Here is a 16,051-nt window from a genome sequence, read left to right as displayed (position 1 = left end):
ATAAAAAAACGCGACATCGCCCCTACATAGAGGTGATATCGCGTCTTCCGCTCAAAATATATTGTTTTATACCATTCATAATACTATATAATCATAAAAGATAAAACCCTTATTGGACAGATGTGTAATTTCACTATTAGCGTTAAATAGTTATCGTAGCAGTTTACCTCTTAACCATCTATAAATATGAAATATAAGAGAATCTGCTCTCATACCACTAAGTGAAATTTCAAAATACTCACGAGTACAAGAATGCTTATAATAATGAATGCCGTAACGATCATGGTACATGTACATCCAACCTTCTAGATGTTTACGTCTTTTGGCACAATATTTATCAAATGGTTCAAAAGCAATATCTAAATCCGTGTGCACAAAATAACCGGCAGCTTCTAATTCCCTTTTTATGCTTTCTCCACCCTTCTTTCATAGCCTTGTAATTTCCTTGAAATACCATTGTTTATCCTGATCATGGGCTGTTGTCATTTCTGAAAGTCCAATGATCAAATTTAATATCCGACCATCCCTTAATTCAATCTCTACCTTGCAGCTCATGTTACGGCTTATTTCGTTAGGAGGGATAATCTTAGCTTTTTTCAACTCCCCAACTTCAAACAAATGAACATATTCTTGAATATAAACCCCCTGATTCGTCGGTCTATCTCTTGCCATTAAATCAAACAGATAATTTGCATCAATCATAGTCCCTGCTTCATCTAGTTTACCTTCATTAATAAAACTTAAGAATGAATTAACGACATCTTGTAATTTTTCTCGAGTTCCCGTTGATTTTCCAACAAGAGGGCCATCTTCCTCACCATATTCCCTGATAGTTGCTATAACCTGTGATTGTTCTTGTGATTCTTGTGACTTTGCTTTTGGTAACGGTTCAGACTCTGCGTGATCTGGAGTATGAAAAAGCTTAGGTATAATTAAAATACAAACTAATACTGTAAACCAAATAATCACAAAAATTTTTATTATTCGCAAAATTAACTCCCCACGTTTCTACTTACATAGGCTGCAGGATTTACAGGATTATCATTAACATGAACCTCGAAATGAAGATGCCGGCCAGTCACATCTCCAGTTTGTCCCATCGTCCCCAATACAGTCCCAGCCTTTACCTTTTGACCCTTAGACACTTTTAAACTTCCAGCTTTCATGTGTGCATATAGAGTATTTAGACCGTTACCGTGGTCAATGACCACTTTATAACCATATCCATCAGTGGAGAACTCGGCTATTAATACAATGCCATCCATCGCTGCAATATTAGGAAAATCTCTGGTATCGGAATTGAGTGGTGCGATATCCATACCTTTATGTAGTTTTTTTACTCCATCGGTAGGATTGATCCTCATTCCAAAATTTGATGTTACTATTGTGGCTGTTGTTGGCCATATCATTTGACCAGGTATCACAGGGGGCACATCTACGTATGAGCCATCATCGGAACCTACTAAAGGACCGCTTCCCACTGAACTTCCATAATTTCCGTTGTAACCATACAACATAAGACGGGAGGGATCATTTTCTTGTATACCTGCAGACACCAGCTCAACATCATCAACATTAAAAGAATATTTCATTAAGATAGCATCAAATTTGGTGAAATTGGGAACGCCACAGTTGGCCAGAACGATAGTCGTGCTTCCTGGGACATAACCAACATCCTCCCAAGGCTGACCCGTTTCCGGATTCTTTCCACCATCCTTATCGTACTGCAGCAAATTATAATCGTGCATAAGGTTCTTTAAATTTGTACTATATTGAGGATTCGTGGCATAACCGGCTCTATGAATTTCATTCGCAAACTCGTATGGATTTTTTTTTGAAAGGGCTATTGCATAAATTGAATTATCAAGTAGAAACTTTGTGTGGTCTGCAAATCCAGCAATTGCATTGGGATATGCTCTAAATTCCGCCTGTACTTTTTTTGTAACACCGTTAATAACCTCGGTAGTCCACATAAGCACAGTATTACCGGTCCAATCATGTTTCTTAATACCAAAAAAATTATAATATTTGGATGCCAACTCACTCGTACCCCATCCACCTTCTTCTACTGCCTGAGCAAGTGTAACACTTGCCGGTACCCCGCTCCTTCTTGATTCTTCTTGAGCAAGTGGTCCGTATTGTTGAAAGAAAGGATGTGTTTTCGTTCCAATCCCTGAGAGTGAAGGAGCGGGTGATATCCCCCCAGAGGCAACACTTGGATTTGTGCAGGATGGAGCATTTCTAACCCAAGTAGTCGTCGTAATCACAGTAGATGGATAAGATTTCGTTTCCGATTGTTGGGAGTAGGTAAACGTCTCATCACGGTTCCATGCATGTGCTTCCACCAGAAGGCTTACTGTGGTGTTATTTGTGTATACATCGGAACGTGTATTTCCTTCTGAATCCGTATAATAGTTTATAGTTGTCTGAGTATTTACAAAGTTCTTATAAACGAGGTCGGGTTTAAGTGCATTTGCAATTGCTTTGGGATTGATGTCCTCCGGATCTAATCCCAGTTTTATTATTCGCATATTATCGATCATTTGAACCACGACCAGAGGCGGCCGATATTCTTCCAATGGTGAAGTTGAAACAATAGCGGCATTATAAGCTGCTGTAAATTTTTGAATTGATGCTTCGTCGTCTCCTCCTATCCATCGAATATATACCAAAGCGCCGCCAACAATAATAATTACAACAATACAAATAACTGCTGGTATTCCAATAACGGCAACTAAAGCTGCGATAGCTTTAGCTATTAATTTCATAATTAATTTAATTAGAAATTTAGCAAGCTTTTTTAATAATTCCTTTATTATTCTTTTTACAACTTGTTTTACTTTATCTTTTAAAATATTACGAGCGGTACTTCCTATATTCTGCATATTCCCTTGAGTAAAACCATTCATATTCCCCTGCTATTAAGCAGGATATTCACCTCCTTCTCAATAACATGACTTAGGTTGACCGTCTTGGATTTGTTGATTCGGTCGAAGGCATTGAAGGCTTTCCAAGAGAGGGAATATTAACACTTCGCCTGCGAAGGTCTACACTACTCGCTGAGCGACCTTTTTCTAAATAATCATTCGGATTAGTTGTTTTGCCCTGATACACCATTGATTGGCCTTCTGAATCAAATGTCATTGGCGGTACTTCCTCCAAAGTTCCAGGACGAGTATCGGATGCCTGCATCATTGGCTTTATAGCAAAAGGCTGCCCATGCTCCTTATGAGCTGTATACGGTTTAACCACAACTTGGCCTTTACTCAATGTCGAATTACCCTTTCCGATGTTTGACATTCTGACATATTGCCCTTTTTCTTCACTAGCCAAGAAACTGCCATCCTGTGTTTCAACCGTATAAATTTGCTGATTGGGTTGAAAACTTCCAGCAGATAGTGGCTTACCTGCGTGTAGTTTTTGGGCAAATCCTTCACCAATTTGATAGCCACCTCTACCTCCGACAATTTCACCAATTGCACCGTATGCTCGCTCTGCACCCGCTCTACGCAAGGCAGGATCATTTTGTTCACCTACCCCACCTTTCATCCCTTTAAATGCAGAGGATACTGCGGAAGTGACGATTGGTGCATTTTTAACGACAGCCTTAGTAACGGGATCAGCATTCTGAAATCTTGGAGAGGATTCTCCATTTTCCGAACTATTTTGATTATTGGATTCATCAAAATGTTCTCGCGTATTTCGCATCCAGGATTGCATTCCCTGTCCAGCTGCTGCAATACCGGCTCCAGCACGATAACCTACAGCTTCCCCTGCAGCTGCTCCTGCTTCAGCCATAACGAATTGACCAGCAGGTCCAAGACCAGTACCCATTGCTGCACCAGCAAAACGCATCCCACCTTTACTAAAAGCACCTACTAACTCCCCGCCCGTTCGTAAACGAGATGCAAACGAGTTAGCTGCCGGGGCATTGGAACCCCAAGAGCCACCTGATGCAGAACCTCCACTCATGCCTGCCATTCCACCAACTTGTGACATTACAGAACTACCTCCAGCTGAGGATCCTCGATTTCCTGATTCAGGCGCACCTTTACCAGCTGAAGCGCTGTTTTTTACAGTTGATAAACCACCTATTACATCTTGAGCAGCTCTTCCCATGTGAAGGAAAGCACCCATACCAGCTGCTGTGCCAACCATGGAGAGTTTTGACCCGGTTTGGCTCGTTGCTCCGAAAATAAACCGGACGGATTCAGATATGGGGATAAATAGGGCCATGGCTACTGTTACATGAAACCAGCCAAGATTGGTATCAAATAAATTGAAAAAGAGCCAAAAAAGACCGGCATGTATCGCTTGTGCGACGATCTGTGACCATAATTCTTTGAAAGCTGCCATAGTGATCCCCTGCAGCATTGGATAAAACATCATTGCAATCCAAAAGGGAGCCAAAACAAGCAAAAGTGAAATAACTAAAAAACGCTGTAAGTAAAAAACCTCCCACCAGATTGCAACACCTCTTGTTGCAAACGAAACGATTAATTTGCCTAAACCGCTTTGTTCAGTTGCAAAATCCCGTAGAACAATTCGATCACCTTCAGGTATTCTGGAAGTCATAGACCCATTTAGATCGGGCCCATAGGCTGAAAGATCGATAGGCTGTTTAATATCTTGATATATCAAACTAACGATCATGTTATTCCCTTTAAATAAAGTTCCTGATACCGTAAAAAAATTACCGACCAAAATGATTCCAACCATGACTTTTATTAACGTTTCAGTTGTTTCAATTTTTAATGTTGATGATAGGGGAGTCATCGAATATAGCATTCCAGCCTTGACTACTGCAGCCGTAACAATAAATGCCATAGCTATAGAAAAAAGCGCAAATCCCCTACGAATGACATGGTTATAATTATCTTCTGTATACATTCCGAGTTTCTTATTTCCACAGCCTGTTTCGTCTTTGAAGCATGATTGATAAAACACGTGATCCCCCGGATCATGGATGCCTCCAAATACCGATAAGATTTTATCGAGAATCCAGAGTATAGGTTTAGCATACCAAGGGTCCGTTTCCAGGTAATGGTTCTGACTCATACCCGTGAGTGGGCCAGCCATTACCGTTGTAGTAGGTAAGAATGCACCTGCTAGTAATACAAAAAGGAGTAATAAAAAAATTAATTTACGTTTGGACATCATAAAATAACACCACCTAGATCTAAATCACCTTCAAGATCCATTTCTGGTAGCAGACCATGCTTCTGCAGATAATCCGGATCTGTATCAATGAATTTACGCATTTCATCCGAAACAGTGACCTTAATGTAAGCTGAACTCCCTCCGACTCGTAGTATGCCTTCACCCTTACTATCATCCTTTGATGATTCAGGAGGCCGTCGACAAATAATATCCAGTTCACCTTCTGAGAAATTGAATATAGATTTTAATGTTTGTTTTTCTTCAAAAGAGATTTGTCCCATTCTTAAAAATAACGCTGATGTTGCATTTTTAACGACAGCAATTCCATTAGGGTCATCAAGGAACGGCATAAGATCCTGTGTAATAATATCTATCCCCGCATTATATTTACGGCTTCGTCGCCCCATGTCTTCAACAAACTCCATTCCTCCTGGTATCCGTTTTTGTCTCCATGCTTCTTCCAGCTTCAAGCGTTTACGATACTTTCTTAAGGATGGACGCTTAATAAAATACTCCCATCCAAGGGTTGTGATTACGTAATTCATGAGGTCATAGATGTCGCTACCTTCGATTGGCTTGATATTGAAATTGATCCAACATACTTCATCTAGCATATTATCAACGGCTTTGCCATCGCCGAAGTTGTTTTGCCCATCCAAGAGTTTGCCATCTGGATAATCATTAAGAAAACCTCGTAAAACTTTCAGCAATCGATTAGCAAATTCATCAGATAATGACTCATAGGTTAAATTGGCATAATTTGGATTAACGGTACAATTTCTCATGATGCGCTTATAAATATCACTTAAAGTAATTTCTAGCTTTCTTTTTTTACGATAATCGATTCCACCTGATTCCAGCCGAAATGCTATCTTTTCAATTTCATAAAGTGTATCTGGATTCTCTGTAATGCCGAAATCACTGAATACATCAACAATTGCTTTTTTTACAATCGATTTTTCTTCAGAAGATAGGCCTCCTGCCAGCTTGTCATAAAATTTCAGCAGCTGTCCGATTTTAGACCCAATAGGAACTATTACTTTATTTACGCGTCGACCATTTGCAAGAGTAATCTCCACTTCTTCTTCGGTAATCGCACATACATTAATACAAACATCGCTTCCTTCGCGAATTTCTACTTCTCTTCCACCCATAAGGCGGCAGATAGGTCCATTCTCACCATCTGGATCAATGGAAAAAATTCGATACCCCAGGAGCACTTGAGTAGCTGTTATGTGCTTACTACTAAAGCTTTTACCAGAACCTGAGGCACCCACTATTAGAGAAGTATAAGAGTCCAGGTATGGAGCAAAAACGTTTAGAAATTCCATCGTGTACACATGCTTGTTGACACCGAGAGGTACCCCGCCTGTAAAGGGAATTTTGCTTGAATAGAATGGTGAGGCAGCGACCAGCGCAGATCTGTCAAAAAATCTACGGTCTCCTCGTTCGTTTAATCGGTTATTTCCTGTAGGTAAAGTTGATAGCCAACCATCCCTCTGTCGATCGTAAAGAACTCGAAGATTGTGATCCATGCCTATCAGGTCGTCCTGAATGATCATACCGATATTGTCGAGTGTTTTTTCATCGGGAGCATAGACTGTAGCTACACAAGATCCCAAAAAACCATCATTGTACCCGTCGGATATTTCTTCAAGTAATCTTCTTGCCTGCTGCATCGATTTTTCAGCGTCCGCTGCCTCCAGATCATTACCGCTTTTCAACATATTTACCAAGCGAGCCCCCTCGTCAGTGGCTGCGGACTTATAAGTCCGAACTGCTTGGCTTTTTGTTAGTTTTGTCATATAAAATGTGACGTTGACTGCACCAGCCCGATATAATGTATCTAAAGAACCTGTTGTAAGATTGGTTGGTCCAAACTCTAAGAGAAATGAACGGAAAGGATAATCACCTACTGCACCTTCACTTTGATAACCAATATCTCTTATGTTTGAAGGAATTTCATGTCCATTTAATCGAATGAGATCAAAAAATGATGATTTTTTAACATCAAATCTTTCATCTTCTAAATTTGTTTTTTGCTCTAATTCCTGCTCTTGTTCATGTTGTTCTCTTTGCTTTTTATTTATCCACTTGAAGGGAAGCTTAAATTTCATCCTGTTTTCTCCTCTTCTTCAAGATAACGATAAGAATCACGCGAATAATCACTTAGCGCAAATTGGGACAAAGGGTTCTCCCTTTCAAATAATCTACGGAAATTGTTGATACTTGCTGTTTTTTTATGAGTTGCAAAATACATAGCCTCATAGAGTTGACGTTGTTGACAAACCTCAGAATATCCGCCCATTTTTCCATAATTGCTAATAATATTACTTCCAAGGCGACCAAACTCATTTCTAACCTTTATGAGAATCGACTCTTCATCCATATCTTCGATCATCTTCTCTGTGTAGTCCAACATGACAAGAAAATAACGAGCATAATCATATTCTTCTACTGATTTTTGCCATGTATCCATAAATGGAAAGAACATGGATTGAGCATAACGCTGTGCGATTGGATCCAGATTTGGAAAGTTATCAGTATACAATTTCATTTGATCTACTAATTCAATCGGACGAGAATGTAGATGAGTTGCTATTTTCACTTCACGACCGGGACCCAATGAGAGACTTGCCAAAAGATGTTCATAAGCCCGATCGGTCTCTGCTTGTTCTTCATAGGATCGAAGAGCGTAGTTTATCGGCTCGCATCGCACGGAACCAACGAACTTTCGGACGTCTTTATTATCAGATTTCAATTCAAAAAGATTTCCAAAAACCTGCTTTATCCCGATAAGGTCATTGAAGGAACCTTTTATTTCTTTGGCTTGATATGAAACTTGCCGTTTATTGATATCTTTCTTTTTTTTTCCTGCCAAGCCGGGAATGATAGGTTTGTTATTCAATCCTCGATAAAGAAAGTAAGCACATAACCCAATTCCCAAATACATTATTATATCCCACATATTATCTATCCTCTCCAAACTCCACTTTGTGTTTTTTTATGCCGGATTCTATACCATAAATGCCGATCCATGTAATGTCCGGTTTGCGAACTTTTAAACATCGCGAAATAGATAAAAGGTATAACAAGAGGGATACACATTAACCAAAATATGATATTAATGACGAAACCTAAAGAATCCACATAAACAAATTGACAAGATTGAATAAGTGTCATGAGAGCTCCTCCAAAATAAGCGGTTTGCCGCCAAGAGAAGCTCCAATCATATAGTTTAATAGGTCTTCGTTCTTTTTCCGTATCGAAAGGCATTATGGCTCTCACTGTAAGTCTCCCCCTATTTATCAAAGACCTCTACAAGTGGTAGAGGTCTTTGATAAAATAATTATGTTCCCGCTTTTGTAATAAAGTAATCAGCTAAGGAAGGTGCTTTAGCAATAATAATAATTCCTACAATTGCTGCTAACATAGCTGCTGTACCTTTTGCCCGGTTTTGAGCATTACCTAGTGATACAGAAAACATGATAGCTCCAATAACGGCTCCTGCTACGGCAATTACAGCTCCTATAATCCTTAAAACCAGAATCCATTCTTTTAAAGTTGAAGTAATTTCTGTTACTTGCCCTGTGCCTCCATTACCCACTGTTGCACCAGTTTTAAAATCAGTGGCATGAACTTGATCAACACCTACAAAACTACCAAATGTTAAGAATGAAAACATTAATACAAATACTAAAAGATAAGATGAACTTTTTCTTATTAAGTTTTTACTTTTAGCCATTCTCCGCAGCCCTCCTGGGTATACTTTTTTCTCATGAGCGGAAAACTCTGCACCTCCTCGCAAAAAAAAACGCAAAACTAAACCCATTGGGTTTAGTTTTGCGTCTTCCGCTCTTAATATTATGGTTGAACCTCAACCAGATCGCTCATGCATTATTTGTTGCTATGTTCTATTTTATCGAATCTTGCTATATCTGGCAACAACGAATTATCGGAAAGTAATATTAGGATTATATTATGATATTGAACTATTTTATGGAAAGCTATATAATGATCGTAAGTATTGATAAAATATTTATTTTGAAAGTGAGGAGTAAATATGTTTGATCCAATTATTGAATACTTTCTCTCATCTATAAATTATAAATCAGATGTTCCAGTAGTTTTACTGTTTTCAGTAATTATTATCTACGGTTTATCAAGGTATATTTCACGTGTATGGCTGATTTTATCTACCATGATTGCTGCTACGATAATTTTATATCTTCCTATTTTTTTTGCTAGTCCAGCCATTTCGAGGTTCCTCGCCAGTATAGGGATGATCGGGGAGCATTGGTTAATTGACAAAGGTATGGAACAAGATATTGGAATGGGATTTTGTGTAGGGATTTTAATTATTTTCACAATAATTTATCTGGTTACAGCCTCTATCTGGGAATTGAATCTAAGAAGAAATCCCATATACTTGTTGACACTAAAAAAAGAACCATCACATATAATTTATATAATGGCTAAATCCTCAAAGGTTGATCAATATTCGAAAGTTGATATAGCCTTTTTTTTAGATAAGCTTGATATAACAGATGTGAATTATATTCAGAATTACCTGATTGAGGAAAGCCATATAAAGACTGCTATGGCCTGGGTATATGTTGGAATTCCTGTTAGAAGAGCTGTTACTAAAGTTAAATTAGACTTGCAAAACTTGACCCAAGATGTGGCATGAATTTCGATTTTAACATTACAAAATAGGAGACCACTAATGAATTCTTGGTTTTGATAGAGCAACTACAAGGCATGAAAGAAAGACGATCGATGTCCCCTAATGAGGAGCATCGATCGTCTTTTCGCTGTTTATTACCTTTGCATCCTGTTTTTGTTTGATGAAAATATAGTATTAGACGCTCATGCCGCTAACGCGGCACTATCAGATGATGAGATACAGTTATTTCAGGATAGACTGGAGTTGTTGATTTGACGCGGTTTTTCAGCTGGAAAATTGATAGTTTTTGAAGAATAAGTTTTAGACTGATCCATAAAAAAAACAGCAGCGAACCAAGACTTGAAAAATAAAGTCTTAGACTGGCTGCTGGTTTCAATTCCACTAACGTTCTCCGTTAACGCAATGACTCACACCATTGAAGAACTGCCTCGTCAACTTCATCAATATAGCCAACATCATTGGTTAAGTTCCAAAATAAAATTTTGTCTGTCTCCTCGTTTTCTTTAAACGGGACAATATAATCCACTTCAGTATAATATATTGGATTATACTTTATTGCTCCATCTGGTTTCCTAACCTTCAGGAGACCCTTAAAATCCATATCTTGAACAACCTGCCCTGTTTCCTCAAAAAGCTCCCGAATAGCGCATTCTTTTGCTGTTTCACCGTCATCTCTTCCTCCAGCAGGTACTTCCCACTGTAATCTCCAAGTATTAAAACAAATAAGATACTTACTGTCGAATCTAACCACGGCGTATGAACCTGCCAACGGTGAGTAGTGTATTAATTCATGTTCATTCAATGAAATGCACTCTAAAAACTGATAACCATTTTTATTAATAATAGCTGTCAAATTAAGCCCTCCTTCACCTAAATTGTACCATGAGTTGAAGGTGACTATTGAACATAACTGCCTGTTAGCACAACGCGGCTGCCGATTCTTGCTGGCAGCCACGTCTAAATTGTTTAGAGACTATAGTGTGCGTTAGCTGAGCGAAGTGCCAATATTTGAAGTTAACTTTATCGCTGGTGCCTCCTTATAGTCTGTATTTATATATTATCTCTGTTGTATTTCCAATGTCTTGTTCAAGCTTTTCAACACTTGCAATTTGTTTCGTTTGAGCATATTTATCAAAAAACATCTGACTAGCAATATTGCCTTTCGAAATTGATAATTCCATGAATACATATCCCAACTCTCTTGCACTATGTAATGATGAATCCAACAATAAGGTTGCAATTCCTTGGTTTCTATATTCATTATGAATACAAATTTGCCAAATAAACAATGAATGGTTATCCACACTCGGCATACCACTTACAAACCCTATTATATCGCTGTCATTTTCTATAATTTTACATGTTGATGCATAATATTTTTCAAGCATCCAGTACACATACAGGTTGTGTGGTGCCACATATGGACCACATTGCTCAACTAATCTAAGTATTCTAGTGGAATCACCTTTACGGATACTTCTAACATTCACGAAAATCCCCCTATATTTTATTTTTCCGTTATCGTGCCAGATCAATGAGTTGTCCTACTTCTTATTCTTCTCCCAAAAATTTCCTCATTTAACTATCCTAACTGTACCTGAGAAAACGGTTTCCGCGAGGCATCCTTGATGGCACTAATTATCGTGTTCCGATAGCTCAATGGAGTATATGTACCTAGACCCTAATAAATCAGGTCATCTCTAGTTTCAATCCCATGTAATTCACAATAAACTCTATATTTATTCAGGACGGTATAAATGTCGTCTTGCCCAATTATTTGATCGTTCTCATCAAAATACTGTAGTGAGCCCCCCAACATAAATAGAGTTACAACTTCTTCGTCTTCAGTTATAAGCGTATGAATGTCACCTGGTGGCTCAAATATAAAGGTTCCCGGTATAGCAACCCATTCTCTCCCTTCATATCTCCACTTACCCTGAATATTATAGCCAATTACTGATCCACCAGTGTGTCTGTGTCTTCCCAATATCTGATTACTCTTAATCTTAAATAAGTAAATCCACGTTCCAGTGTTTAGATCAAAACGTAAAGGTTTGAAATAGCAAGAGTGATTATGAGTGAACGGAACCCAAGGTAGATCTTCAATGTTCACAATACGCTCTGGCAACTGAAATTTCTCTGCGAGTTTTATAACTGATTCTTCAATTAAGGAATTCATTGGAGGCACCTTCATTCAATTTAGTTAAGTTATTATTATTATTCGAAAACAGCCCTAGTTTTCCCTTTATTTCCATCTGTGTCTTCATGTTAAACTGCCCCTTTAGTTTAGTAACGACGGCTAATATTCTGAACCAACAGCCATTACTTAGAGGGGGCTGTCAAAGTCTAAAAGAAACGACGATAAAGTTCTCGTCGTCGCTCGCCGCGAAGTTGAGCATATATTTGAGTGGTCGATGCTTTCTCATGCCCCAGCATGCCTTGAATGAAATCCAAAGGTGCTCCGTTGTCCAGCAACTGGCATGCATAGGTATGGCGAAAGCGTTGCGGATACACATTAGTTTCGACCTCTCCACGATCTGCAAGCCGTTTTAATGACCACCTGATTGTCGTAATGGCCATCCGTCGAGTTGGGTGGGTATCTGTTACAAACAAGGCTTTACAGGAGTCTTCGCGACTTGCCAGGTACTTTTTCAACCATACCTTGCATTCGGTAGTGAAATAAACTTCTCTCTGCTTGGATCCCTTACCATTAACTATTGCAGAGCGATTCTCCCAGTTCAAATCTTCAATGTTTATCTTTTGTACTTCTCCAACCCGGCAACCGGTGCTGTACAGGAACTCTAAAAGAGCTCGTTCTCGCACCGATAGACAAGAGATCTTCAAATGAATAACATCTTCCTCGATTAAAAACTTTGGAATACGCTTTTCCATCTTGGGTTCTTTTAATTTTAAAGAAGGGTTTGAGGTCAGGTAAGTTTCTTCGTATGCAAAGCGAAACAAAGATCTAACAAAACGGATACGATGTCCTAAACTGCTTGGCTTCAATCGATCAGATTGCTTTGCTAAGTATTCTTTTAAAAGCTGTAGAGTAACATCTGAAATAATTATATCCCCAAGTTCATTAACCAGCATTTTTAGTTGCAGGGCGTAGGCTTTAAGCGTGTTTGGACTGAATCCCTGGATCCGCTTATCGGCTTCATACAGCTTCCACAATTGACTTATATAAATAATAAAACCTCCCCATTAATCCTATTAAATCTAGGGTTTCATCTAATGAGAGGTTTTAAACTGTTGGATTGAACTAGCGTTTCCTGTTAGCTGAATGTATATTGATTGAGTTCGTTATGACACAATGGATAATTCCATAAATATTTCAGCAATATCATTATCATTGTATTTTGGTATCTCATAAAAGCCAAAACTTCGAAACACTGACATCGCTTTATAAGATTGTTTCTCAGTATCCAATCTCAGCTTTATTAATCCAGCTTGTCTTGCAAATTCTATTATTTGGCTCATCATGCTTTTACCGTAACCCTTATCTTGATATTCAGGTAAGACGAAGAACCTCTTTATTTCACCGATTCTGTTTTCAGAATCAATACCCTTTAAACCAATAGTCCCAATAACGCTCTGTTCTTCCTTCAATAACCAGAATCCGCCTCCCGTCTCAAAATATAGCAGTTCAATACTTCTAATATCTGAATGCGGCCCTCCAGGATCAAAGACATATCCTCTGGAAACATACATAGTTTTCATAAAGTCTTCCAATTGATCCTGGTCCGCACTAATGTATCTCTGCAGCAATAAGTATTCCCCTCTCTCGTGGATAGAACTTCTTTACTCTCGTCTTCAAACCTCATCCCATCTTCCTTGCAAATATTCGTCAAATGATTAAACACTCCTGCCCGTCAGCGAAAAAAACGGATGTATCGGCATCCGCTGTTCCGCTATCGTGCCCGTTCGTTGAGTGCACGAAGTTGAAAGGAGTGGTTGTTTTTAAAATAGCTATTTATGATACAATAGAATAGACTTCTTTAAAAGGAATGGTTCTAATGAAGAAAGCAGACAAATCAGCCTCCTAAATTCACTTTAGAAAAAATTTAGGAGGCATATCAAATGAACTTTAATAAAATTGATTTTGATAATTGGAAGAGAAAAGAGATATTTAATCATTATTTGAACCAACATACGACTTTTAGCATAACCACAGAAATTAATATTAGTGATTTATATCTACAAATAAAACAAAAAAGATATAAGTTTTATCCAGTATTTATTTTCTTAGTGACAAGTGTGATAAACTCAAATACTGCTTTTAGAACTGGTTACAATAGTGAGGGAGATTTAGGTTATTGGGATAAGTTAGACCCACTTTATACGATTTTTGATAGTGTATCTGAATCATTCTCTGGTATTTGGACTACTGCAAAGAATGATTTCAAAGAGTTTTATGATTTTTACCTTTCTGATGTAGAAAATTTTAATGGTTTAGGGAAATTGTTCCCTAAACAACCAATACCTGAAAATATTTTTTCTATTTCTATTATCCCATGGACTTCTTTTACTGGATTTAACTTAAATATTAATAATAACAGTAATTATCTTCTACCCATTATTACCGCAGGAAAATTCATTAATAAAGGTGATTCAAAGTACTTACCGTTATCTTTACAAGTCCATCACTCTGTTTGTGATGGTTACCATGCAGGATTGTTTATGAACTCTGTTCAGGCATTGGCAGATAACCCTGATGGTTGGATTTTATAAATTGTATAATATGAAACATAACCGACTGTCCTTTATACAGTCGGTTTTCTAATGTCGTTAAACTGCCCTTAGCTTAATAGGCTGCCACTCGTTTTCGCGGCGGCAGCCTCAATTTGTAGTTTATTGAAGTAACGTTCTGCGTTATTCAATTCATCAATATAGCATTTGTAAAAGTTCAGTAAATGTATTGCATGCGGGAGTAATTGCTTCTCTTTGCCATGCTTCCAGTGGTTTGGTTTTTAACTGTTCTGGAGTTACATCATCCGCTGGATAGCATTCATCTTGATTCCAATATACTATCGAAGGATCTGCTCCGTTTATATAATCGAAGCAATAATAGTTACCACCCGCATCGGCAGCAATGGGTACAATACTCATAGGTAATACATCACGCGAGCCATTATACATTTTATGAATATTTGCGCTGCCTACATCATTAATACAAAATAATTCACCAAGTGTTTTACCTTTTCTTCCATAGAAATCGAGTTGACTTGGATCAGGTATTCCACCGTTATTGACTAAAATTTGTGATATATAGTCTTCTGGAAACTTCACATTCAACTTTTTTTCAAGTTCAATTACTTCTCCCCGTGTAATCATTTCTCCAGGAAAATTCCAAACGATATGCATAGGATATCCTCCATCCCTTTTTTATAGATAGAAGCTGTATTCTATTCCCGTTTATTAATCTCCTTTAAAACATTTCTCTCAATTTTTTAATTTCCCGCTTTGATAAACTGCCCAATCCTTCAATTTTTGTAACTGGCTTCCTCCACGCTCTACTGCCAGTTAGGTGAGCGAAAGGCTGCCGATCATGCAGGCAGCCTCGTTCTGGTTGAAGATTCAACTATCGTACCCGTTCGTAATATCGAAACCGAACGGAGTTCGAGTGATGAACTACGTGTCCCGTTTTTGTTTTTCGGCTCTCAACCATAAACAAAACGAGACAATACTGGAAATAATTGCGATGGACAAGGCAGGAATGAACAGAGTGCTGTGGAAGGTATTTGTAAAAGGATTGATTACAGCAAACATGAACCCTGTGAAGCATATTAGATTCAAAATAGCTTGGATGATTCCTTCACGTTTCCACGTCATAATAAAACTTAATAATAAACCTAATATACCCACTGCCACTGCCAACCATTGCACCAAAATCGCCTCCTACAATAACGCGATCTATAATTACTTTCATTGCTCATATAATAGTTATCGGTCTTCGTGCTCGTTAGTTCAATCGTGTAATGCTTTCACTACTGCCCAACTTTGGTGTTCATGGAATAAGCTCTTAATAGCTTTAGCTGGTTCAATCCATCGCAAATAATGGTCTTCTTCTGTTGGACTACCTGTTTGCTCACCTATATCACATTGATAAAAATGACCTTCACTAAGATAATATTTGAATTCGTTTGTGGAGTAAAAATATCTTCGAGCACACCCAATATAACGACCTACTTGAACCTGCATCCC

General features: G+C 38.2%; 16 protein-coding genes and 1 pseudogene. 2 read left to right on the top strand and 15 right to left on the bottom strand.

Going from position 1 to position 16,051, the window contains the following annotated elements; all coding sequences use genetic code 11:
* Positions 1–426 precede the first annotated feature (426 nt).
* The 7 genes from LRL21_RS42835 to LRL21_RS42810 form a co-directional block, all read right to left on the bottom strand.
* Positions 427–969, bottom strand: coding sequence for a hypothetical protein (locus LRL21_RS42835; protein WP_240421865.1), 543 nt, complete (start codon positions 967–969; stop codon positions 427–429).
* A gap of 23 nt (positions 970–992) precedes the next feature.
* Positions 993–2,909, bottom strand: a complete 1,917-nt coding sequence (locus tag LRL21_RS42830) for a glucosaminidase domain-containing protein (protein WP_240421864.1) — start codon at positions 2,907–2,909, stop codon at positions 993–995.
* 49 nt (positions 2,910–2,958) lie between these two features.
* Positions 2,959–5,160, bottom strand: a complete 2,202-nt coding sequence (locus tag LRL21_RS42825; protein WP_240421863.1) for a hypothetical protein — start codon at positions 5,158–5,160, stop codon at positions 2,959–2,961.
* Positions 5,157–7,277, bottom strand: a complete 2,121-nt coding sequence (locus tag LRL21_RS42820) for a VirB4 family type IV secretion system protein (RefSeq protein WP_240421862.1) — start codon at positions 7,275–7,277, stop codon at positions 5,157–5,159. The genes LRL21_RS42825 and LRL21_RS42820 overlap by 4 nt, the downstream gene beginning before the upstream one ends.
* Positions 7,274–8,113 carry a hypothetical protein gene (locus LRL21_RS42815; protein ID WP_240421861.1) on the bottom strand — a complete coding sequence of 280 codons (840 nt, stop codon included), beginning with the start codon at positions 8,111–8,113 and terminating at the stop codon, positions 7,274–7,276. Before LRL21_RS42815 ends, LRL21_RS42820 begins: the two co-directional genes overlap by 4 nt.
* Positions 8,114–8,133: 20 nt before the next feature.
* Positions 8,134–8,436 (bottom strand): PrgI family protein, encoded by a 303-nt coding sequence (locus LRL21_RS47130; RefSeq protein WP_420832566.1) that lies wholly within the window; start codon positions 8,434–8,436, stop codon positions 8,134–8,136.
* A 73-nt stretch (positions 8,437–8,509) separates the two neighbouring features.
* Complete coding sequence (locus LRL21_RS42810; RefSeq protein WP_240421860.1) at positions 8,510–8,905, bottom strand: hypothetical protein; 396 nt, start codon at positions 8,903–8,905, stop codon at positions 8,510–8,512.
* A gap of 318 nt (positions 8,906–9,223) precedes the next feature.
* Between LRL21_RS42810 and LRL21_RS42805 the strand changes: the two genes are divergently transcribed.
* Complete coding sequence (locus tag LRL21_RS42805; RefSeq protein ID WP_240421859.1) at positions 9,224–9,850, top strand: hypothetical protein; 627 nt, start codon at positions 9,224–9,226, stop codon at positions 9,848–9,850.
* Between the two features lie 391 nt (positions 9,851–10,241).
* On the opposite strand, the gene LRL21_RS42800 is transcribed toward LRL21_RS42805, so the two are convergent.
* The 5 genes from LRL21_RS42800 to LRL21_RS42780 all read right to left on the bottom strand — a co-directional run bounded on the left by LRL21_RS42800 (position 10,242) and on the right by LRL21_RS42780 (position 13,615).
* Positions 10,242–10,700, bottom strand: a complete 459-nt coding sequence (locus LRL21_RS42800) for an NUDIX domain-containing protein (protein ID WP_240421858.1) — start codon at positions 10,698–10,700, stop codon at positions 10,242–10,244.
* A 184-nt stretch (positions 10,701–10,884) separates the two neighbouring features.
* Positions 10,885–11,337, bottom strand: a complete 453-nt coding sequence (locus LRL21_RS42795; protein ID WP_240421857.1) for a GNAT family N-acetyltransferase — start codon at positions 11,335–11,337, stop codon at positions 10,885–10,887.
* Between the two features lie 191 nt (positions 11,338–11,528).
* Positions 11,529–12,026 (bottom strand): 2,4'-dihydroxyacetophenone dioxygenase family protein, encoded by a 498-nt coding sequence (locus LRL21_RS42790; protein WP_240421856.1) that lies wholly within the window; start codon positions 12,024–12,026, stop codon positions 11,529–11,531.
* Between the two features lie 167 nt (positions 12,027–12,193).
* Complete coding sequence (locus LRL21_RS42785) at positions 12,194–12,940, bottom strand: tyrosine-type recombinase/integrase (protein WP_275901184.1); 747 nt, start codon at positions 12,938–12,940, stop codon at positions 12,194–12,196.
* Positions 12,941–13,150: 210 nt separating this feature from the next.
* On the bottom strand, positions 13,151–13,615 hold the full coding sequence (locus tag LRL21_RS42780) for a GNAT family N-acetyltransferase (RefSeq protein ID WP_275901183.1): 465 nt from the start codon (positions 13,613–13,615) through the stop codon (positions 13,151–13,153).
* A 312-nt stretch (positions 13,616–13,927) separates the two neighbouring features.
* Between LRL21_RS42780 and catA the strand changes: the two are divergent.
* A pseudogene (gene catA, locus LRL21_RS42775) lies at positions 13,928–14,650 on the top strand (type A chloramphenicol O-acetyltransferase).
* 81 nt (positions 14,651–14,731) lie between these two features.
* Here catA and LRL21_RS42770 read toward each other — a convergent pair.
* The 3 genes from LRL21_RS42770 to LRL21_RS42760 form a co-directional block, all read right to left on the bottom strand.
* Entirely contained in the window at positions 14,732–15,211 is a 480-nt protein-coding gene (locus LRL21_RS42770; protein WP_240421854.1) for an SMI1/KNR4 family protein, read from the bottom strand.
* Between the two features lie 267 nt (positions 15,212–15,478).
* Entirely contained in the window at positions 15,479–15,733 is a 255-nt protein-coding gene (locus tag LRL21_RS42765; protein ID WP_240421853.1) for a hypothetical protein, read from the bottom strand.
* Positions 15,734–15,814: 81 nt separating this feature from the next.
* Positions 15,815–16,051, bottom strand: a 237-nt coding sequence (locus LRL21_RS42760; protein WP_476703996.1) for an NUDIX hydrolase, incomplete at its 5' end; no start/stop codon positions are given.

This window comes from Paenibacillus periandrae (genome assembly GCF_022458865.1).
GTDB lineage: Bacteria > Bacillota > Bacilli > Paenibacillales > NBRC-103111 > Paenibacillus_S > Paenibacillus_S periandrae.
This window is presented reverse-complemented; position numbering and strand designations above follow the sequence as displayed.